This window comes from Candidatus Leptofilum sp. (genome assembly GCF_965223525.1).
Taxonomy (GTDB): domain Bacteria; phylum Chloroflexota; class Anaerolineae; order Promineifilales; family Promineifilaceae; genus Leptofilum.
This window is the reverse complement of the sequence record NZ_OZ245005.1, coordinates 1,199,860-1,219,236: the sequence shown is the minus strand read 5'-3', so window position 1 is coordinate 1,219,236 and position 19,377 is coordinate 1,199,860. Positions and strand designations below refer to the sequence as shown.

The following is a 19,377-nucleotide window of genomic DNA, read 5'->3' as shown; positions in this document are numbered from 1 at the left end:
CACACACGAAGAACTCATTGCTAAACCGATTGAACCAATCGCACCTCGGCCATTGCCGCTGCGTGCGCCTGCCCGGCTGTGCAAACGGCCGTCTTCCTCAGCATCGCGGCAGATTGGTTATTTTATGACAGGCCGCTGGGCATTTCACTGCTGCTGTTTGTGAGTTTGGTGCTGGCTGGCTTGTGGTGGAACGGCCGTCGTGAAGTCATTCGTCCCGCCAAGCAAAACTTATGGCTGCTGCTGCCCCTGCTCTTTTTTGCCAGCATGACCATGCTGCGAACCAACAGCACCCTGACCACGCTCAACGTGCTGGCGGTGCTGTGCCTGCTGGCGTACCTGGCCTTTTTCTATGCCGCCGGGCGCGTGACAAACCTGAATTTGGTTGGCTATGCTCTGCTGCCCCTGCGCGTGTTTGGGCGCAGCCTGGGTTTAGCAGTTCCGGTGATTCGGCCAGGGTTGCAGGAGATACGGAAGGGTAAGAACGGCCGTACCCGCTTGCTGCCGCTGCTGCGCGGCTTGGCGTTGGCTCTGCCCGTTCTGTTTGTTTTCACCCTGCTGCTCAGTTCGGCCGATCTCATCTTTGCCGATTACGTGGAAGAGCTGTTTTCGCTAGATATTTTTGACCGACTAGGAGAATGGATTTGGCGCGGCAGCCTGATTTTGCTCATGAGCGTGCTGTTTGCGGGCGGATTAGCCCTCGCGCTCACCCGTCGCGCCGAGGATGACGAGCAAAGCCCAGTGGAGCGCGGCTTGGCGACGCTGCCCAACCATTTTTCCATAGGATTCATCGAGACAAGCACCATTCTGGTACTGGTCAACATGCTTTTTGCTGCTTTTGTGAGCATCCAGTTTACCTACCTGTTTGGCGGTGCGGCCAATGTGACTGAAGCAGGCTACACCTTTGCCGATTATGCCCGGCGTGGCTTCTTTGAGTTGCTCACCGTCGCTATATTGACCATGCTGCTGGTGCTGGGGCTAAATTGGCTTTCTCGTCGGGCAAACAAGCGGCAGATTCGCCTGTTCAACGGGCTGGGTAGCCTGCTGATTGGCCTGGTATTGGTGATGCTGGTCTCGGCCTGGCGGCGCATGGCGCTGTACGAAGCCGCCTTCGGCTACACCGAATTGCGCCTGATTGTGTACGTGTGCATGGCATGGTTAGCCATCACGCTGGCCTGGTTTTTACTCACGCTGTGGGTACGCCCAGACCGATTTGCCGTTGGCGCATTGGTGACGGTGATGGGCTTCCTGGCCACGCTCAATCTCATTAACCCAGATGCGTTCATCGCCCGGCAGAATCTGGATCGGTACGTGCAAACGGGCGCTTTGGACGTTTTCTATCTGACTGAATTATCAAATGATGCGGTTCCGGAGCTGGTTAAAGCTTTGGAGCCAACTGGTAATGAGGCTGAAGAAGTGTTATTGGAGATTTGTTCTCGACTCTGGCAGATCGATTATGAAGAACTGGATTGCTATGCAACGCGGCATGAAATTATTGAGGCTGAGCTTATGAATCGGTATCAAGTTCTTGCTGAAGATGATGCCTGGCGGCGGTGGCCATCGTTTAACGTGGCGCGCTGGCAAGCATGGGGGGCGTTGGGCTTTTTAGCAGAATCATAAATATAAATATTCAACCTTCCGCAAGTTTATGCCAGTGGGATGGCTTTGAGTGGAACCTGCGGGAGGTTTTTCTTTAAGGAGAAAGGAGAAGGAAGTGGAATTAGCATCGAAACCAACAAAGTGGATAAATTTATCATTCAAACGGCCGTCCTGGTGGCTCATCTTGCTTATCTTGCTGCTGGGTGTGGCGGGTTGGCTTGTTTGTCGGCAGCTAACGGCCGTACAGATGGGGCAGCCAACGGTGGGGCTGACGCCGCTCACGGAGCTGGGCAGCGACACCTATCATGGGGCGCAGGGTGGTTTGTATCCGGGTGGCAGTAACGAACGGCCGTCTGCCCATAAAGAGGCTGGTGTAGAAATTGCGAAGGAGATACGGCCGTTGGCCAGCGATGGCAGTGTAGATGAACAGAATGGCAAAATTGGCTTCGTGGCGGTGGGCATGTCCAACACCTCGATGGAGTTTGAAGCGTTTGCAGATCAAGCTGATGAGATTCCCCAATTGAATCCGGCTGTCGTGTTGGTAGACGGGGCGCAGCACAGTAAAGCGTCCCAATTTGTGGCCAATCCCAACGATGAATATTGGTCAGTTTTAACCGAGCGGCTCACAGACGCAGGCCTGAGTGACGCCCAGGTGCAGGTGGTTTGGCTAAAAAACGCCCGTGCCCGCGCAAAAGCCCCCTTCCCGGTAGATGCGCTGCTGCTGAAGAACGATTTGCGAGAGACGATAACGCTGCTGCACGAGCGATTTCCCAATCTGAAGATTGTGTATCTTTCCAGCCGCACCTACGGCGGCTATGCCACGATTGATCTCAATCCAGAACCCCACGCTTACCAATCTGCCTTTGCCGTAAAGTGGCTCATCGAAGAGCAAATTGAAGGAGATGCAGGATTGAATTTTAATTCGAACAACGGTTCGGTGACTGCGCCCTGGTTAAGCTGGGGGCCCTACCTCTGGGCAGATGGCATTGCCAACGAGGGGAGCGGTTTTGTCTGGGAACAGTCGGATTTTTCTTACGATGGTACGCACACCTCCCCGTCTGGCCAGGCAAAGGTAGCTGGTTTGCTGTACTACTTTTTGCACACGGACGAAACGGCCGTTCCCTGGTTTTTGACAACAGAGGAGACACAATGACCCAAACATCCACCAAGCACCCCCTTCTACTACTGGCAGCCCTACTGTTTACTTCTAGCCTGGCCGTTGTGATGTGGCTGGTGCGCTATCTTTACACTAGTAGCTACACGTTCATCTTTTTGCAGTGGAATCTTTTCTTGGCTTGGCTGCCAGTGCTCTTTGCTCTGCTAGCACGTCGCAAAGGTGCTAGCCGTTTGGGGCGTTGGGTTTGGGGCGGTCTGTGGCTGCTCTTTTTCCCTAACGCCCCTTACCTACTCACCGATTTGCTCCATTTGGGGCAAATTGGCCTCGTGCCCATTTGGTACGACCTGATCATGCTCATCACCTTTGCCCTGGCGGGGCTGTTTGTGGGCTTTGCCTCGCTTTTTTGGCTGCACGATTTGGTCACCCGCGCCTGGAGTCGGTTGGCGGGCTGGCTGTTTGTGTTGCTGACGTTGGGTTTGAGCAGCTTTGGTGTGTACATCGGCCGTTTTTTGCGCTGGAATAGTTGGGATTTGCTGCTGAACCCCACCATTTTGCTGCGTGACTTGGCTGAACATTTGTTGGTGTGGTCTCAGTTTCGGGAAACGGCCGTTGTCACTGGGTTGTTAACGGCCGTCTTCATTGGCACTTACTTCATCATCTTTGCCCTGCCGCCGCAGCTACATACAGCGCAAGAGGTGTAATTTTGTGGATGGATTGAGGGGATTAGAGATTGGAGACTAGAGATTAAAAGCTAGTCCCTAATCTCCAGTCTCCAGTTTTCTTATTCGGAGGTTAACATGAGCCACTCACTCTATTCTGATGACCTGTACAAGCCGGATTTTCCGTCGCTGGGGCTGTTTTCTACCTGGTTTGGTGTGGTGCTGATTGGGGTAACGGCCGTTCTGCACACAGGCAGGCTAAACCAGGGCAGCTATTGGGCGCAGCCGCTGGCCGAAGGGATGAAATTTATGCTCGTGGCATTCATATTGGCTTCCATTCTTTACCTGCCTTTTCGGGCGGAGCGCGGGGTAAAGTGGGCAGCCCTGCCATTGGTGATCAATGTTGGCACCTTGATCATTGTGCAGTTTGTGCCTTTTGCCTCGTTGTGGGAAGGGGCGCGCTTCCGCTGGCGCATGAGCCATTACGAGATGGTGGTGCAAATGGTAGAAAATGGCGAACTAGTGGCTGGCGAGAGCGGTGTCATCTTGCTGCCTGAGGCTTATCGGTATTTGTCGGCGGAAAACGGCCGTGTCTGGGTAGAAACAGATGGCGAAACGACATCTATCTTCTTCTTCACCGAGCGCAACGCGCCGCGCAACTTTGCTGGCTACCTTTACCGCAGCGACAGCAACCCACCCCAGCAGGGCGATTTCATGGGCCGCTGGCGGCACGTCTCCCAAAAACAAGCCAACTGGTATTTTTGCATTTCGGAGTAGGTAAAAGGGGCTGGCAGCCGGTGGTTAGTGGCTAGCACAGACTTGCCACTTGCAAACTTGCTCTCTGCGTTATAATTCCCTCTTGCGTTTGAGACGATTGTCTAATAATCTGGCGCATTTGGGAGCATTATGACACCGCAAGCCTTGCCATACATCTCTTTTTTGGGCTTTTTGTTTGGCTCTACTCTGGTGGCTTCACGCTTTAGCGTGGGGCAATTTCAGCCAACCACCTACATTGGCCTGCGCCTGACGATGGCCAGCCTGGGTCACATCGCCTTTTACACCTTCATCAACCACCGCTACAAATGGCCAACAGATCGGCGGTTGTGGCTGCATGCTTCTGTTTTGGGCATTATGGGAACGGCCGTTCCCATGACCTCCATTGTCACTGCTTTGCAATATCTTTCCAGTGGGTTAGCTGCCATTCTTATCACCACCAATCCAGCCATTACGGTGCTGCTGGCGCACTTTTTCTTGCCCGATGAGTCGCTGAATCGGCGTAAATCGTTTGGGGTGGTGTTGGCACTTGGCGGTACCATTTTGTTGGCTGTCAGCGGCGAAAGTGGGCTGGTAGACGTGAGTCAGGCCAACCCGCTGGGGTATATTTTAATGCTCATTGCCATGACGATGGCTGGGGCAGCAGCCATTTACATTCGCAAATATTTGGGCGGTTACAACGCTTTCGATGTGGCCAGCATTCGCATGTTTGTAGCGGCACTAGTGGTGATGCCGCTCTCTACGCTGATTATTGGCTTTGATCTGCAAAATGTGACGGCAACAGGCTACACAGCACTTGTTTATGCGGCACTGGCGGGAACGTTTGCCGGGTTGCTATTGGCGGTTTATAACGTGAAGCGGTTTGGGGCAACGGCCGCTGCCATGTCTGGTTATGTCATACCGATTTTTGCTGGCTTGGGTGGCGTCCTGCTGCTGGATGAGCAGATTACGGCCGTTATGATTGTCGGCGTGGTGCTAATTGTTGGGGGAATAATGATTATCAATCGTAGCTAAACTTGGAGATTGGAGATTGACAAACAATATCTCCAATCTCCAATCTTCTTAACTTTTTTGGACGGCAACCCCTTTTGGCACAACCAGTACAACGGTGTTTGGCTCGTCGGAAACGGCCGTTACCAGCTTCATTCCCTGTGGAACAGTAATTTGCACAGCTTTCCCTGCCCCGCTTGCCGTTGTTTCAGCAACTTCTCTGTCCTCATCAGGAATCATGATCGGGTCTGGCAAGATGACGGGGGTTTCGGTTGGTACGGCCGTTAAAGTAATGCCATCAATGAAAAAATCTTTGGGGCGTGGCCATTTGCTCTTCACCCGAATCTCGATGATGGCCGTGCCATTGTTTGGCACCGTGAAAGTGTGCTGGTGACGATGCCATTTACGGTTGCCCATCTGCCCACCGTTCACCCAGCTCCCTTGCCCATTCACCCAAACACCGGATTCTGCGCCATACGGGTCTGGATCGTTGTTTAGCACGGCCAAAATTGGCACCTCAAGGGTGGCTTCGCTGCCCGGCTTAAGCCCCGTGACCACCTGTTTTAGCTCCACGCCAAACGGGCTGCTAGCGTGAAACACCTTGTAAGTCGTGTCCCCAGCTAAAATAAGCGCATCTTTAGCACCTAACTGCTCGTTGGGCGGTAGTTGCGTGGCCAATTTGTGTACACATTCCGGTACACCAGCCGCTTTATCCCCTGCCCCAAATAATGAATTGCCCGGTTCTATCCAGCGCAAAATCCAGCTATTTGGCTGCTGGTTGATAAGGTTGCCGTAGGGGGGCATATCCATCCATCCTTCGGTAAACGTTCCATTTTTTAACATGTTGAGACTCCTTGCACATGAAATTTGTAAGTGATGCTGCTGTTAACTTGTTTCAAGTTGATTATAGAGGGACGAAAATGGATTTTGCAAGTGGGGATTGACAAAGTGTAGGTATTACACTATACTGCTCCGCGTAAGTGTTGTAAATACACTATTGGCTTAAAGGAGTAGCTCTCATGTTTAAATTATTTGGAATTTTGACGGCTGGTGCCCTGAGCGGCGCGGTTATTTTTGGAGGGATGTTGTTGTGGACAACGGCAGTTTCCCTCATCCTCATCCTCGCTTTTTGGGTCCACAACCGGCTTGGCTTTGTACAGGTGCCAGAGTTGGCCGTAGGCGTTGTGTTCAACAAGCGACGGCAAGCGTTCGCCCGTTTTGTGCCTAGTGGTCGGCATCCGTTTAACCCGCTGACCGAGCAGTTTTCGCATACAATTCCTACCGGGTCTGGCTCGGCAAACGGCCGTTGCCAGGCAGCCCAAACCAACGGCGGCATTGCGTTAGACGTGGCGTGGAGCGTCAATTTTGACATAGACCCCTTCCAGATTAAAGCAGCGGCGCGCCCCAAATTGGCACGCAACTTGCCCAAAAAGGCAAACAGTATCGTCACCAAGCATCTGAACAACTGCCTGCGCCACGTCATTGGTGAAATGACGATTGACCAGGTGTGCGAGCCTGGTGCAACGCGGCGGCTAGAACGTGCCGTGCGGCAGCAGTTAGCTAGCCGCCTCTCCGAAGCAGGCTTTTCTTTTTCTCGCGTGATGATTGGGGCAATTGAGATGCCGCGCCACGTAAAAAGTGCGCTGGAGGCAGCCCAGGAGCGTACCGTGCAAACAGAAAATGAAGCCCGCGCCCTGGCTCGGCTGCAGCAGGTGGTGAGCCAATTCTCAGAAGCGGATATGCAGCGGCTAATTGAACTTGAGCGAATTCACACTTTGGGGCAAAATGGGGTCACGCTGATGGTTCCAACGGCCGTCAATCAAGTTAAAACAAGTAGACGGCCGTCTTACGCAAAGTTGAATCGTAAATCAGCAAGAATACCTTCGTAAATTGTCCTGAAATGGTTTCTTTTTGTTTCTCTAGTCGAGGAGAAACTCGAATAAATTATGAGTTACTCATAAAAAATTACTAATGATGAAAATTGCGATTGGTTCTGATGAAAAATGCCATCTGACTAATAGTGTGGTGGCGCTGGTGCAAGAACACGGCTATAGCATAACGCTCTTTGGTCCGTTGGAAGATGAGGCGCGGGATTGGCCCGAAGTGGCGCGTGAGGTGGCTGAAGCTGTTGCTAATGGCACAGCCGACGAGGGTATTTTATTTTGCTGGACCGGGACGGGCGTGAGCTTGGCGGCTAACAAAGTTCCAGGTATTCGCGCCGCTCTGTGCGACGATGCCGAAACCGCCAAAGGTGCCCGGCTGTGGAACAACGCCAATTTGCTCTGCCTCTCTATCCGACGCACCTCAGAAGTACAGGCGAAAGAAATTTTAGAAGGGTGGTTTGGCACGGCCTATACGCCCAATGAAGAAGATGACCGCTGCCTACGTCAAGTTGAGACGTTGGAAGCGGTCTATCGGTCAAAAAAATAGTAGCTGCGGATTCTTTCCGCGCCACTGCGGTTACAAAATGATTGGTTTTAAGGCAGCAGTGGGAAAACGGCCGTTGTCTGCCAACAACTCCCAAGAAACAGTTCCCCATAAGACTACAACTAAATTTTCAAATAGAGGTTGCTGGAGTCGAGCGGCTTCAATCAGGGTGAGCAGCCGCCAAAAATCGGCCGCCAAAGGTGCTCTCAGTAGCTGATCTGCCTCATCAAAGGAGAGCAGGATTGGCTTTTCTGCTTCCGGCAGCACTTTTTCCGCTAAAAATTGCACGAAGGCGGCTACGGGGTCATCAGCACTCTGTGTTGCCCACCAGTCACCTTTGGGCAGCGGCACATTGAGCTGGATGGCCAGCAGGCGCAGATTATTGTGCGTCCATTTTGCCAGGTCGTACTGGTAATCCAGATCGATCAGGTCGAAGTAAGCGGCCGTTTGCCCTAGATCAGACAATCTTAAAGCCGTGTCAGTTAGCAGCCGGTAGCGGAGAGGTGCATTTTCTCCCTGCACATAGCTACTTTTGCCACATAAAACGGCCGTAATCAATTCTGCTTTTGCTTCCAATAACTCATTTCTAAAAGGCCCTGTCTGCCCGCGTGGTATCGGTTGCAGACGGCCGTTCGTCTCTTGTTGTATACGCATCTTGTTCATCTACCTTTACCGGAAAGCTCCCCTGACTCCCGGCTAAAAACTATGTTTGCACTTTACCTCGGTTGTTCAGGTGGTTGTGTATCTTCATTTACATTTTTGATGTCTAGCTCATCAAAAAGTCATCATAATCAACGCTTTCTTCACGCATGTTCAGTGACAAAACCGTGCCAAAAGTAACGCTTTGACTGCCTACCATGACGCGGGGCGTCAATTCTGGCATTGTGGCAGTGGATAATTCCTACCAGCTTGCAGTAGTGTCATAAAATCCTGTATGTGCAGATTAGCTAGTGGGACGCGGAAAACGCGGAAAGCCAATGATTTATCCGCGTTTTCCGCGTCTGTTTTTAATAGAGTTGGACTGCTGAAAAGCCCCACCTGTACATGGTTGGTGCTTGTGAGTTGCGAACGAATGTTCTATAATTGACCGTATGACCGATACCTTTGTGAAGCTGCAAGATATTGCTGTGAATATGCACTTGGAACCGGCTGAAGAGGCCAATCTAAGCCCAAAGCCAGAGGTGGCACCGTGCGGGCAGGTGATAACACCACGATATTCGACGGTACAGCCCCGCCACACAGAAGCCAAGCAAGCCGCTTTGGGCATTTCTCAGGCGGTGCTGCCCGGCGGTAAGACGAAGCCGATGCTGAAAACGTTGCTCACGTCTGCCTGTGAGCGGAATTGCTACTACTGTCCCTTCCGCGCTGGGCGAAATTATCGGCGGCATACCTTCCAACCGGAGGAGCTAGCCAAAGCGTTTATGCAGATGTATCGAGCTGGCATGGTGGAAGGGTTGTTTTTGAGTTCGGGGATTATCAAAGGGAGCGTGGCTACGCAGGACAAACTGCTGAAAACGGCCGAAATCCTGCGAAAAAAGCACCAGTTCAAGGGATTTTTGCATTTGAAGGTGATGCCTGGGGCAGAAAAGGCACAGTTGCGACAGGCCATGACGTTGGCAAACCGACTGTCGGTCAACCTGGAAGCACCCAATGACAAGCGACTGGCTTTGCTGGCTCCCAAGAAGCACTTTTTTGAGGAATTGGTACGCCCGTTCCAACTCATCGAGCAAATTCGGCAGGAGGAACCAGCACATCTGGGCTGGAACGGCCGTTGGCCTTCTACCGTGACCCAATTTGTGGTGGGAGCTGTAGGGGAAAGTGACGTGGAAATTTTGTCTACAACGGAATATTTAACGAAGCGATTGCACCTTCAGCGGGCCTATTTTTCTCCCTTTAGCCCAATTGCCAACACGCCGCTGGAAAATCAACCGGCCGAAAACCCATTACGCAAAGTGCGCCTCTACCAAACCTCCTTTTTGTTCCGCGACTATGATTTTGGCTTGGAAGAGATGCCGTTTGACCAGGATGGCAATCTGCCGCTGGACATTGATCCCAAGCTGGCCTGGGCTCAAGCTAATTTACGGCATAATCCGGTGGAGCTGAACCAAGCCCACCGGGATGAACTGCTGCGCGTTCCCGGCATTGGCCTCAAAAGCAGTCACGCCATCCTCAATGCGCGGCGGCAGGGGCGATTGAGTGAGCTGACGCATTTGCGGCAGTTGGGCATTGCTACCAAGCGGCTGGCTCCGTATGTGCTATTGGATGGAAAACGGCCGTCCTTCCAGCTTCCCCTTGATTTGTAAGCATTCCGACATGCGATTTCTTGTTTCTCAATTACTGGTGCTAGAAAAGCGGGTACAATTGCCGCATGAGAATGATTCGATTGTTGCTTTGGCTCAGCTTGATTGGTTTGCTAGCGGCATGTGGTGGGGGTGAGGAAACGGCCGTTCCGCCAGAAACCGACACAGTAAACGGCAACCTTTTCTTCATTTTGCAGGAACCGCATCGCCAGGCATTGATGCGGTATGACGTAGCGACTGGCGATGTAGAGTCGCTGTTTGAAGTGCCACAGAATGCGTGGCTGAGCCATATGGCCGCTTCGCCAGACGGCAGCCAGATTGCCATGACGTATGCACCCTCTCCCGGTGAAAATGAAATCCAGTTTGGCTATAGCAGCCTTTACTTGTTGTTGGCAGACGGCCGTTCTGAACCCCGCTTACTCATCAAGCGCACCGCCGAGCAGGAGGTCTTTTTCAATCCTGCCTGGTCGCCAGATGGGGAATGGCTTTACTATTCGCACGTAAAGCCCCTGGATGAAGATGCTTTCACCTTTACGACCACGCTGGAGCGGGTGGAACTGGCTACGGGCATGGTGGAACCGCTGGCTGAGAATGGCATTTGGCCGAGAGTGTCGCCAGACGGCCGTTTTCTCGCATACGTAAATATTGATCTTGATTCTTTGGCCGCAGAGCTAATTTTAGCTGAGACGGATGGCAGCAATCTAACCGTTTTGGTGCCGCGCGACTGTTTTGTAACCTTAGACAGCCCGTTTTTCTCTGCAAATGGGGAGTGGCTTTATTTTTCGGCTGTGGCCGAGCAGGCGAGTTCTGCCACCTGGTGGGAGCAACTGCTGGGGATTGAGGTGGCTGCGGCACACAATTTGCCTTCCCGTTGGTGGCGCGTACCGGTGAGCAGTGGCGAACCGGAGCCAATTACCTCTGAAGCGCGAGTTGGGCAGTACGGGTCGTTGTCTCCAGACGGCCGTACCATTGCCTTTGCTACCCAATCCGGTTTGTACTTAATGCAGCCTGATGGCAGTGAAGTGCGGCTTCTGCTGGAACAATCTGCCTCTGATTCTTTGAGCTGGACGCCCTGATGACCCCGACGCGCTTTATTGGTGACCCAATTACGGTGGCGTTTGATAACGAGCCGCTGTTTGCCAAGCTGCCACCTTGCCCGGTACGCTTTGTATGGCGAGGCGAAACGCATGAAATTGTGGCAAATTTACAGGAGTGGCGGGATTACGGCCGTCGCGGACGGATGGCTAACAATATGCGGCCTGAAAATCTGAAAAAGGCGGCAAAACGGGGTTCCTGGGGTGTGGGGCGATACTATTTTCGGGTGCAGGTGGGCAACGGCCGTCTCTTCGACATCTACTACGACCGGGCACCCAAAGGGCAGGCACAGCGGTTGGGGAGTTGGCATCTGTACCAGGAGATTTTGCCAGATCAATCTGATGAAACCTAAAAGGCGGTGACTCTTCCCAGCCACCGCCTTTTTTCTCTTCTAATCCTTCTACTTTCTATTATTTCTTCCCGAACAAGTTACCCAGAATGTTTGAAGCCTGGTCTGCCATGCCGGGATTCTCTAGCACGTTATCCAGTTGACCTGCCAATGGGGCTGGCAACTTCTCTTTGAGGAAGTCCAAAACCGCTTCGGTTGCTTTTTGCGCCTGTGCTTCGGGTAATCCGGTACGTTCTGTTACAACTTTCACTAATTCATCCATTTTTTGCTCCTTTGTTTAATGTGCTAACCGTTGGACACGGCTTTTAGTAGCTGGTCACAATTTTGGGGAAGGTTGTAGATTTGCAGATGGGTAGGTGATAAGTTGGCTGTTATTTTTTGCTGTTCAGCTTCATGGTTTGCCAAGATGCGCTGCGGTCTTGGACGACAACTGGTTGGCTGAGGTCAGCCAGGATGTCGAGAACATAACGCTGCTGGCGCATTCCCACCAACACGCTGCTGATGCCTTTGCTGCTGCGGAGGGCACGCACGGCCGTTTGGCTTAACGTTTTTGCTTGCCACGCTGGGTCGGCAGAGACGGCCGTTTCCTGAATGCGTTTGGTGCGCTTGGCTGCCTGCTCCTGATAAAACGCGCTCAGAGCCGCTAACGCAATATTTGCTGCCTCCACGTACTCGTCCAGCCACAAAGCGGCCTCAGCGGGCAAATTTGGGCGGTTGGAGAGGAATTCCACGGCCGTTTGTGAGCGTGGCAGAATAAATTGAGACCGCACGTCTTGCCAATTTTGGAATGTGCCGAACCCGCTCCAGTTGCCTTCCAACATTCGCCCCACAGAAAGATAATCGAGCAGCTGCTGATTCGTCTCGTCGTCCAGGTGCAGGCCAGCGAGATGCTGGTTGGCAAATTGGGTTTCTAGCTGCACGCAACTGTCAACCGCGGTTGACACCTCTTCTGGTGTAGCTGGGTAGCTGGGGGGCAATACATCGGCCAAGCGGGTGAGGCTTTCTTGCACAATGGCGTTGAGCGGGCGGTTGACCAGCACAGCCAAATGATGCGCCTGAGCAAATTGCAGAACGGTCTGGCCGTCTGGCTGGTTTGCTTCAGTGGCTGCGCCGGTTTCCAGTAGGTTCATGGGTAGCTGCACCCAGCGAAAATGGTGGTCGGAGCCAATCTCTTGGGCAATTTGCCAGATGTGGCTGAGGTCGGTAAAGGTATAGCTGCGGGCTGGGCTTGGGAAACTGTTTGAACTGATACCGTAACTTTGGATACGGCCGTTCACCACCGCCTGCTCTAAAAACTCAAAAGCCAGCCGGATGCGCTGGTAATAAGTGCGGCGTGCTTCGTCTAGGGGGATGGGGCGGCGTTGTGCCCAGCTTAGGTAATATTCCGGGTTGTGCAGTAGGTAAACGTCCAGTGTCTCCAGGTTTAGCCGCTCCAGGCTGCGGGCGAGTTGATCTTCCAAAAAGTCGGGGTGGATGCAGTGGTCGAGACCCTCAGCGTACTTTACCAGGTTGGGAAACGGCCGTCCGGCCTGTTTGCACTGTTGGGCCAGTGCATAGTTAAACCCTTGCAAATAACCCACTTTGGATACAACTACCACCTGCTCTCGGCTGATTTCGTCACTGTCAATTAACTCTGCCATGACGCGGCCAATCAGCCGTTCTGAGCCACCATCGCCGTAATTGCTGCTGGTGTCAATGAGGTTAATGCCGCTTTGGAGCGCCTGCCGCAACGCTTGTTCATGATTTTTCTGCCCGATAGCGACACGGTAACTGCCAAAACCAGTTTGGCTTATCTGCCAATCTAGCTCCGGTATGGTGGACGTGCTGATGCTGTGGTGCTGCTGAAAATAGTGTTGGGTAGCAACGGCCGTTGCTTTGCCAGGAATGCTCATTTGTTCTCCAAAACCGTGTAAAAAACAGTGCTGCTAATCGTAAAGCCAAACGGCACAATCGGCAATTCATTTACATAAATGTTTCCCGTGAAACGTCAACCGGGGTTGACACTTGTTCCCCTACCCTTGTTTAAAAATAAATTTGTGACGTGGATTTTGGTTTCTGTGTCAAAGAGTGGACTTTTGTAAGGTTTTCTTGCCTCAAAAAATAGCACCTCGTATAGTAAACTGTAAGCATCTGGACAGATAATGAATGTGTTGGTGTGGATACGGCCGTTTTGCTTATACAAAAATTTGCAGCCTGGACAAGTGATTAATGTCGAACAAGGAAAAAGTTCTGGTAATTGATGATAGCCGTGAAATGTTACTGATTATGAAACATTTGCTGCTTAACAATGACTATGTGCCCCTGCTGGCTGAAAATGGCTTGATTGGTTTGCAAATGGTAGAAGAGCACAATCCCGATCTCATTGTGCTCGATTTAAATATGCCGGTGGTTGATGGTTGGGAGGTTTGTGAACGAATACGTGAAAAATCCAATGTGCCGATTATTATTCTCACAGCAGCACACGTAACCAGCGAAGATACCGTGCGCGGGCTAGAACTGGGAGCCAATGATTACATCATCAAGCCATTTGACCAACAAGTGGTGGTCGCTCGCATTCGTTCCGCTTTGCGCTGGTCGGTAAAAGCGCCTGATGGCGTTTTGTTTAATGACGGCACATTGTCTGTTGATGTGCGAAAGCGCGAAGTTATTAAAGAGGGACAACTCCTTAAGCTAACGAAGAAAGAGTTTGCCTTACTTCTCGCACTGGTTACAAAATCCCCCGCCGTGGTTAGCCACGAAGAACTCTTTAGCAATGTATGGGACGACAGTTACACCTTTGACGTTAATTATGTGCGAATTTTTGTGGGGCATTTACGTAAAAAGCTAGAGCAGAATCCGACACAACCAGATTATATTCACAATGAACGGGGTGTGGGCTACCGCTTTGAAAAGCTCGAGAAAGCAGTTGCTACAGAAAAGTAGCTTGCTGCGTTCAAACAATCATCTTGCACCACCAGCCGAAGACAATTACTAAATTTAACCTAAGTTGCTACCTTAACAGTCAAAAATGGTGAAGTCCATGAAAGCCAAGTAAAGTGGGTTTGAACCACCAAACCATTTTTACGAGGACAATCATGGACGAACAAATTGTAGCGATTTACACGCTGGTTAACGACCTTTTGCTTGGTTTAGGTCATCATGAAAACAGTCAATGCCGCATGAACGATTCCGAGGTCATCACCACAGCAATCGTGGCTGCTCTGTTTTTTAGCGGCAATTATGAACTTGCCCGTGCCTTCTTGCATCAAGGCGGCTACATACCAACCATGTTGAGCAAAAGTCGGTATTCACGTCGTCTGCATCGAGTGAGCCATTACATCGTGACCTTTATCGAGATGTTGGGCGCCCACTGGAAAGGGGTCAGTAGCGATTCGATTTACGTGATCGATACCTTTCCTATTGTGGTGTGTGACAATTGGCGCATTCGCCGCTGTCGTCTCTATCGAGAAGAGAAGTATCGCGGCAAGATTGCGAGCAAACGCCGCTACTTCTATGGACTCAAACTACATTTGATGGTCACCAGTCAGGGTCAACCAGTTGAGTTCTTCCTAACACCGGGTTCTGAAAGCGATGTGACTCACCTGCGCTCCTTTCAGTTTGACCTACCGACGGGTTCAGAAATCTATGCAGACAAAATCTACAATGATTACACCATGGAAGACTTAATCAATGAGACAAGACAGGTGAAACTATGTCCTGTACGCAAGAAAAACAGCAAACGGCCGTATCCACCGTGGCGCACTTATTGGATAAAACTGCATCGCAAGATTGTGGAGACGACAGGGTCATCCATTGCACGCAGGATGCCGAGGAGCATTCATGCAGTCACAGCCGCAGGCTTTGAGCTGAAAATCGCATTATTTGTTCTGGCTGAGAGTGTCAGCCATATTTTTAAGGTAGCAACTTGAGTTATTTTTAATCATCCTGCAAGGCAGCGAGTAAGCTGTTGACATGCTGCTGAATGATTTCCAGCCGCCGCACGACTTCAGCTTTTTCCCCCGGTGCTAATCCATGAACCTTGATACGTGGTAAATGATGCATAACGTAGCGTAGCCTCTCGATGTTACCTACTTTGATTGTGCTGGGAGCGAGGTCTGGTAGCGTGTCGGCTTCGTGCGGTACGACCGTAGCACCTTTGCTGGCGGGGGCAAAGAGATCTTCTTCGGGGAATTCAGTGGGCAGATCCTCCTCCATCTCCGCTATTTCTTTTAAGTCTCGAATCGTCTGATAAACGGTTTTATCTGGATTTTCCTTGAGGTAGCGAGCCACATTTCTTACATCAGCAGGCGTTAAGTCACCAGCCAGCCGTGCCGTGTGCAGGGCTCGCTGCTGCGATGGCTTTAACCCCTGGTAAATGCGGGTATCTCGCTCGGTAAGCACGCCACCTCGCACATCATCCTGAATTTCGTCCGGCAGATCCAGCAGCTTGATTAGCTGGTGAATACGCTGGCGCGAGTAGCCTAGCCGCTTGCCTACCTTTGCCCAGGATACCTTTTTGCCCCAGGGCTCATCGCTGGTCACACCTTCGGCACGGGCAGCATCCAGCTCGTTTTGCATGAGTTCACGCAGCCGCAGCAGCCCCGCTGCCCGATCTACATCGTTTAAATCTTCACGTTGGATGTTTTCTACTAATTGGCGCACAAAACGAGTGACATTATCGTAATTGCGTCGCTGCACGACGGCAGGAATGGTCTCCAGACCCGCCATTTGGGCCGCACGCCAGCGTCGTTCGCCATGCACAATGAGGTAGTTGTTCGGGGTAATTTCGGTGACTTCGATGGGCTGAATAACGCCATCTTGCCGAATGCTTTCGCTTAATTCCTCTAGACTTTCTTGCGGGAAGGTTTGGCGCGGCTGGGAAGGGTCTGGCTGGATAGCGTCCACGCGCAATGCTAGCAGCACCAGCCCAGATGCCTGCTCTACATCATCACTGGTGACGAACAGTTTTTCCAGGTCGCCAGCATGTGGTTTGCTGGGTTGCGATAGGCTGATTTTGCCTCGTTTTTTGCGTCCCATGCTAACTTCCTCTGGCAATTTGCTGGGCAATTTGACGATATGCTTCTGCGCCTTGTCCTGTGCCATCGTAAGCAAGGATGCTTTGGCCGGTAACGGCACTCTCTGCAAAGCGGACAGAGCGTTTCACAATTGGCTCGAAGATGCGGATGCCGTCGCCGTACTGGTTGTCTATGGCGGCCAGGATGTCACGGGTAAGCGTGGTGCGCGTGTCGGCCATTGTGAGCAAGATGCCTTCGATGGCGAGGTTTGGATTGAGTTTTTTGCGCCGCACGGTTTCAATGCTGGAGAGGATCATTAAGGCTCCGCGTGCTGCCAGATATTCTGTTTGGATGGGGATGATGACGCTGGAAGCGGCCGTTAGTGCATTCACCACCAACAACCCTAGCGATGGATTGCAGTCAATGAGGATGTAATCGTATTGGTTGACAACGCTGCTTAAAATAGTGGTCAACACGCGCTCTCGGCTGAGGGTGTTGATAAGCGACAACTCGATGAGGCTGAGTTCTGCCTGGGCAGGCAGCAGGTGGAACTTTTCGTCGGTTTCGTAAATCGAGCCGATAACATCGCTCTCGTAGCCGTCAATTTCGCTTTTGAAGGCGTCATAAATGGTGGGGCTGAGGTTATCGGGGTCAAAGCCTGCATGCTGGGTGAGGTTGCATTGGGGGTCTAAATCAACGGCCAGAACGCGATTGCCCATCTCGCTCAAAGCAGCTGCCAAGTTGATGGTGGTGGTTGTTTTACCGACCCCTCCTTTTTGCATGGCCACGGCAATAATTTTGGTCATTGCTTCTCCTCAGTCTAGTAGCTGGTGGTTCGTTGCTAGTGAACTGTAGATGTTGCTAGCCACCAACCACTAACAACTAGCAACTTCTCCCTAGCAATCAACAATATCACGAAGGGAATCATGCGTCAAAGAAGTGTCAACCGGGGTTGACACTTGTTAGTCAGGTGGCTCTTGAGAATATTTTGGTAGCGTAAGGGGTGCATTGTGTTGGGTAATTTGACTGATTTTGATCATATCTTGTTGATCAGGGTGTACAAATTCAGAAAAATTGCTTACAATATAACACAGTGCGTTATATTTAATAACGCACTGTGTTATAGCAAGGATGTGATTCGATGATGGTTCGTTTTGGAAACGGCCGTCTTTAAGGCAGGATCTATGCAGTTGCTCTGGCTGGCCTCCTGACCGAGCCAGGCAGGTGGCACGGTTGTGCATGCATGCACCGACGCCGGCCACAGCTCGCAAATTGCATAAGTCCTATAAGGTTAAAAATGACACAAAACTCCCCGCATTTCCCAGCAGAGGCTAATGATGTGTATGATTACGTCATCATTGGTTCTGGATTTGGTGGTAGCGTTTCGGCAATGCGCCTGGCCGAAAAAGGATATCGCGTGCTCGTTTTAGAGAGGGGTAAGCGGTATCGTGCTGAAGACTTCCCCAAGACAAATTGGAACATATTTAAATATTTATGGCAGCCAGCTTTGCGCTGTTTTGGCATCATGGGTATCAATTTTTTAGATGACATGATGATTTTGAACGGCAGCGGTGTGGGCGGCGGCAGTTTGGTGTATGCCAGTACCCACATTGAGCCGGGCGAACAGTTTTACGATGCTGAGGAGTGGGCCGATTTGGCTGATTGGCAAGCAGAGCTGGGACCCCACTTCAAAACCGCCAACCGAATGCTGGGCGTGCGGGAAAACCCGCTGTTTTGGCCATCCGACTACCGCTTGCAGGAGATTGCCAACGAGGTTGGTCAGGGACACACGTTCAAACCGACGCCGGTGGCAATTTTCTTTGGCGATCCGGGTGAAACAGTGCCCGATCCGTTTTTTGGTGGCGAAGGGCCAGACCGGGCAGGCTGCATTCATTGTGGTGGCTGTATGGTTGGTTGCCGCCACAATGCGAAGAATACGCTGGACAAAAATTACCTCTATTTTGCTGAAAAATGGGGGGCTGAGGTGCGGTCTGAGGCAAATGTGCAGGAGATACGGCCGTTGTACGGCCCACAACCCGGTGCTGCAAGGTATGAAATTGAATACGAAAAAGTGACCGATTGGGTGTTTAAGCGGAAGCAGATTGTGCATGCCCGCAATGTAATCGTTGCGGCGGGCGTGCTGGGCACCGTTAACTTATTGTTGAAATGCCGCGATGAAGCGAAAACGCTGCCGCAGCTTTCCAAAAGATTGGGCTGGATGGTTCGCAGTAACAGTGAGGCGCTTATGGGCGTCACTGCCCGTGATGGTGAGGTGGATTACTCGAAAGGCGTTGCCATTACCTCTCACTTTTGGCTGGATGAGATGACGAGCGTGGAGCCGGTACGGTATCCGCGTGGTTCGTCGCTGATGCGTAATTTGGCGGTGCCGCTGGTGAGCTTACAGGGAGGCGGCTGGCGGCGTTTTGGTCGCTTTGTGCTAGAAGGGGTGAAACGGCCGTATGACTTTCTCAAGGCACGCTTTTTGCCTGACTGGGCCAGAGACTCTACGATTTTGCTCATCATGCAAACGGCCGAAAACCGGATGCGACTCAAGCGGGGGCGCAGCATTTTTACGCTATTCCGACAGGGTTTGGTTAGCGAACGAGATGAAAGCCTGCCTATTCCGGCTGTGATTGATGCAGGACGCTCGGTGGTTAATCGGTTTGCCGAAAAGACAAATGGCATCCCGCAATCTACCATGAATGAAGTGCTGCTGGAAACACCTTCTACGGCCCACATTTTGGGTGGCTGTGGCATTGGGGCCAGTGAAGCTGATGGCGTGATTGATACAAGGCATGAGGTGTTCAACTATCCGGGGCTGTTTGTGGCGGATGGCTCTGTGATTCCGGCCAATTTGGGCGTGAATCCTAGCCTAACCATTACGGCCATGACAGAGCGGGCCATGAGTTTGGTGCCAAAGGCAGAGGAGGCCGAAAAGATACGGCCGTTAACCGCCCCCGCCTATTTGCCTGAAGAAAATGTGAATGGAAACGGCCGTCGCCAACGTGTTTTAGCTTGGGCTGGGGTTGCTGCTTTAGGTGGCTTGGCCTTGTTTAGCTTGTGGAAGAAAAGATAA

The 19,377-nt window shown here is 51.8% G+C and carries 19 protein-coding genes; 13 read left to right on the top strand and 6 right to left on the bottom strand.

What is annotated here, in order from left to right:
- Nucleotides 1-78: 78 nt before the first annotated feature.
- The 5 genes from ACOQPM_RS22295 (at nucleotide 79) to ACOQPM_RS22275 (ending at nucleotide 5,160) form a co-directional block, all read left to right on the top strand.
- Complete coding sequence (locus ACOQPM_RS22295; protein WP_420630598.1) at nucleotides 79-1,617, top strand: DUF4153 domain-containing protein; 1,539 nt, start codon at nucleotides 79-81, stop codon at nucleotides 1,615-1,617.
- 94 nt (nucleotides 1,618-1,711) lie between these two features.
- Entirely contained in the window at nucleotides 1,712-2,749 is a 1,038-nt protein-coding gene (locus tag ACOQPM_RS22290; RefSeq protein WP_420630597.1) for a hypothetical protein, read from the top strand.
- Nucleotides 2,746-3,414 (top strand): DUF1361 domain-containing protein, encoded by a 669-nt coding sequence (locus tag ACOQPM_RS22285; protein ID WP_420630596.1) that lies wholly within the window; start codon nucleotides 2,746-2,748, stop codon nucleotides 3,412-3,414. The genes ACOQPM_RS22290 and ACOQPM_RS22285 overlap by 4 nt, the downstream gene beginning before the upstream one ends.
- 96 nt (nucleotides 3,415-3,510) lie before the next feature.
- Nucleotides 3,511-4,149: a hypothetical protein gene (locus ACOQPM_RS22280; protein WP_420630595.1), complete on the top strand. Its 639-nt coding sequence runs from the start codon at nucleotides 3,511-3,513 to the stop codon at nucleotides 4,147-4,149.
- 129 nt (nucleotides 4,150-4,278) lie between these two features.
- The gene (locus tag ACOQPM_RS22275; protein WP_420630594.1) at nucleotides 4,279-5,160 is read left to right on the top strand and encodes a DMT family transporter; all 882 of its coding nucleotides are present in this window, start codon (nucleotides 4,279-4,281) and stop codon (nucleotides 5,158-5,160) included.
- A 48-nt stretch (nucleotides 5,161-5,208) separates the two neighbouring features.
- Here ACOQPM_RS22275 and ACOQPM_RS22270 read toward each other — a convergent pair whose 3' ends face one another.
- Complete coding sequence (locus ACOQPM_RS22270; RefSeq protein ID WP_420630593.1) at nucleotides 5,209-5,979, bottom strand: hypothetical protein; 771 nt, start codon at nucleotides 5,977-5,979, stop codon at nucleotides 5,209-5,211.
- Nucleotides 5,980-6,155: 176 nt separating this feature from the next.
- On the opposite strand from ACOQPM_RS22270, the gene ACOQPM_RS22265 reads away from it, so the two are divergent.
- Both ACOQPM_RS22265 and ACOQPM_RS22260 read left to right on the top strand, forming a co-directional pair.
- The gene (locus ACOQPM_RS22265; protein WP_420630592.1) at nucleotides 6,156-7,025 is read left to right on the top strand and encodes an SPFH domain-containing protein; all 870 of its coding nucleotides are present in this window, start codon (nucleotides 6,156-6,158) and stop codon (nucleotides 7,023-7,025) included.
- 85 nt (nucleotides 7,026-7,110) lie between these two features.
- A complete protein-coding gene (locus ACOQPM_RS22260) occupies nucleotides 7,111-7,566 on the top strand; it encodes an RpiB/LacA/LacB family sugar-phosphate isomerase (protein WP_420632411.1) in 456 nt (151 codons plus the stop codon).
- Between the two features lie 30 nt (nucleotides 7,567-7,596).
- Here the strand turns inward: ACOQPM_RS22260 and ACOQPM_RS22255 are convergent, their stop codons facing one another.
- Nucleotides 7,597-8,217: a hypothetical protein gene (locus tag ACOQPM_RS22255; RefSeq protein ID WP_420630591.1), complete on the bottom strand. Its 621-nt coding sequence runs from the start codon at nucleotides 8,215-8,217 to the stop codon at nucleotides 7,597-7,599.
- Nucleotides 8,218-8,654: 437 nt separating this feature from the next.
- On the opposite strand from ACOQPM_RS22255, the gene ACOQPM_RS22250 reads away from it, so the two are divergent.
- From ACOQPM_RS22250 to ACOQPM_RS22240, 3 genes are all read left to right on the top strand, one after another.
- Complete coding sequence (locus ACOQPM_RS22250) at nucleotides 8,655-9,866, top strand: radical SAM protein (RefSeq protein ID WP_420630590.1); 1,212 nt, start codon at nucleotides 8,655-8,657, stop codon at nucleotides 9,864-9,866.
- Between the two features lie 71 nt (nucleotides 9,867-9,937).
- Nucleotides 9,938-10,939 carry a hypothetical protein gene (locus tag ACOQPM_RS22245; RefSeq protein ID WP_420630589.1) on the top strand — a complete coding sequence of 334 codons (1,002 nt, stop codon included), beginning with the start codon at nucleotides 9,938-9,940 and terminating at the stop codon, nucleotides 10,937-10,939.
- On the top strand, nucleotides 10,939-11,310 hold the full coding sequence (locus ACOQPM_RS22240; RefSeq protein WP_420630588.1) for a DUF6504 family protein: 372 nt from the start codon (nucleotides 10,939-10,941) through the stop codon (nucleotides 11,308-11,310). The genes ACOQPM_RS22245 and ACOQPM_RS22240 overlap by 1 nt, the downstream gene beginning before the upstream one ends.
- 58 nt (nucleotides 11,311-11,368) lie before the next feature.
- Here the strand turns inward: ACOQPM_RS22240 and ACOQPM_RS22235 are convergent, their stop codons facing one another.
- Nucleotides 11,369-11,569 (bottom strand): DUF2267 domain-containing protein, encoded by a 201-nt coding sequence (locus tag ACOQPM_RS22235; RefSeq protein ID WP_420630587.1) that lies wholly within the window; start codon nucleotides 11,567-11,569, stop codon nucleotides 11,369-11,371.
- Nucleotides 11,570-11,678: 109 nt separating this feature from the next.
- Complete coding sequence (locus tag ACOQPM_RS22230) at nucleotides 11,679-13,199, bottom strand: aldo/keto reductase (protein ID WP_420630586.1); 1,521 nt, start codon at nucleotides 13,197-13,199, stop codon at nucleotides 11,679-11,681.
- A 316-nt stretch (nucleotides 13,200-13,515) separates the two neighbouring features.
- On the opposite strand from ACOQPM_RS22230, the gene ACOQPM_RS22225 reads away from it, so the two are divergent.
- Nucleotides 13,516-14,229, top strand: coding sequence for a response regulator transcription factor (locus ACOQPM_RS22225; RefSeq protein ID WP_420630585.1), 714 nt, complete (start codon nucleotides 13,516-13,518; stop codon nucleotides 14,227-14,229).
- A 152-nt stretch (nucleotides 14,230-14,381) separates the two neighbouring features.
- On the top strand, nucleotides 14,382-15,215 hold the full coding sequence (locus ACOQPM_RS22220) for an IS982 family transposase (protein WP_420627395.1): 834 nt from the start codon (nucleotides 14,382-14,384) through the stop codon (nucleotides 15,213-15,215).
- A 7-nt stretch (nucleotides 15,216-15,222) separates the two neighbouring features.
- On the opposite strand, the gene ACOQPM_RS22215 is transcribed toward ACOQPM_RS22220, so the two are convergent.
- Both ACOQPM_RS22215 and ACOQPM_RS22210 read right to left on the bottom strand, forming a co-directional pair.
- Nucleotides 15,223-16,323 carry a ParB/RepB/Spo0J family partition protein gene (locus ACOQPM_RS22215; protein WP_420630584.1) on the bottom strand — a complete coding sequence of 367 codons (1,101 nt, stop codon included), beginning with the start codon at nucleotides 16,321-16,323 and terminating at the stop codon, nucleotides 15,223-15,225.
- 1 nt (nucleotide 16,324) lies between these two features.
- Nucleotides 16,325-17,107, bottom strand: coding sequence for a ParA family protein (locus ACOQPM_RS22210; RefSeq protein WP_420630583.1), 783 nt, complete (start codon nucleotides 17,105-17,107; stop codon nucleotides 16,325-16,327).
- Nucleotides 17,108-17,598: 491 nt separating this feature from the next.
- Between ACOQPM_RS22210 and ACOQPM_RS22205 the strand changes: the two genes are divergently transcribed.
- Nucleotides 17,599-19,377, top strand: a complete 1,779-nt coding sequence (locus ACOQPM_RS22205; RefSeq protein WP_420630582.1) for a GMC oxidoreductase — start codon at nucleotides 17,599-17,601, stop codon at nucleotides 19,375-19,377.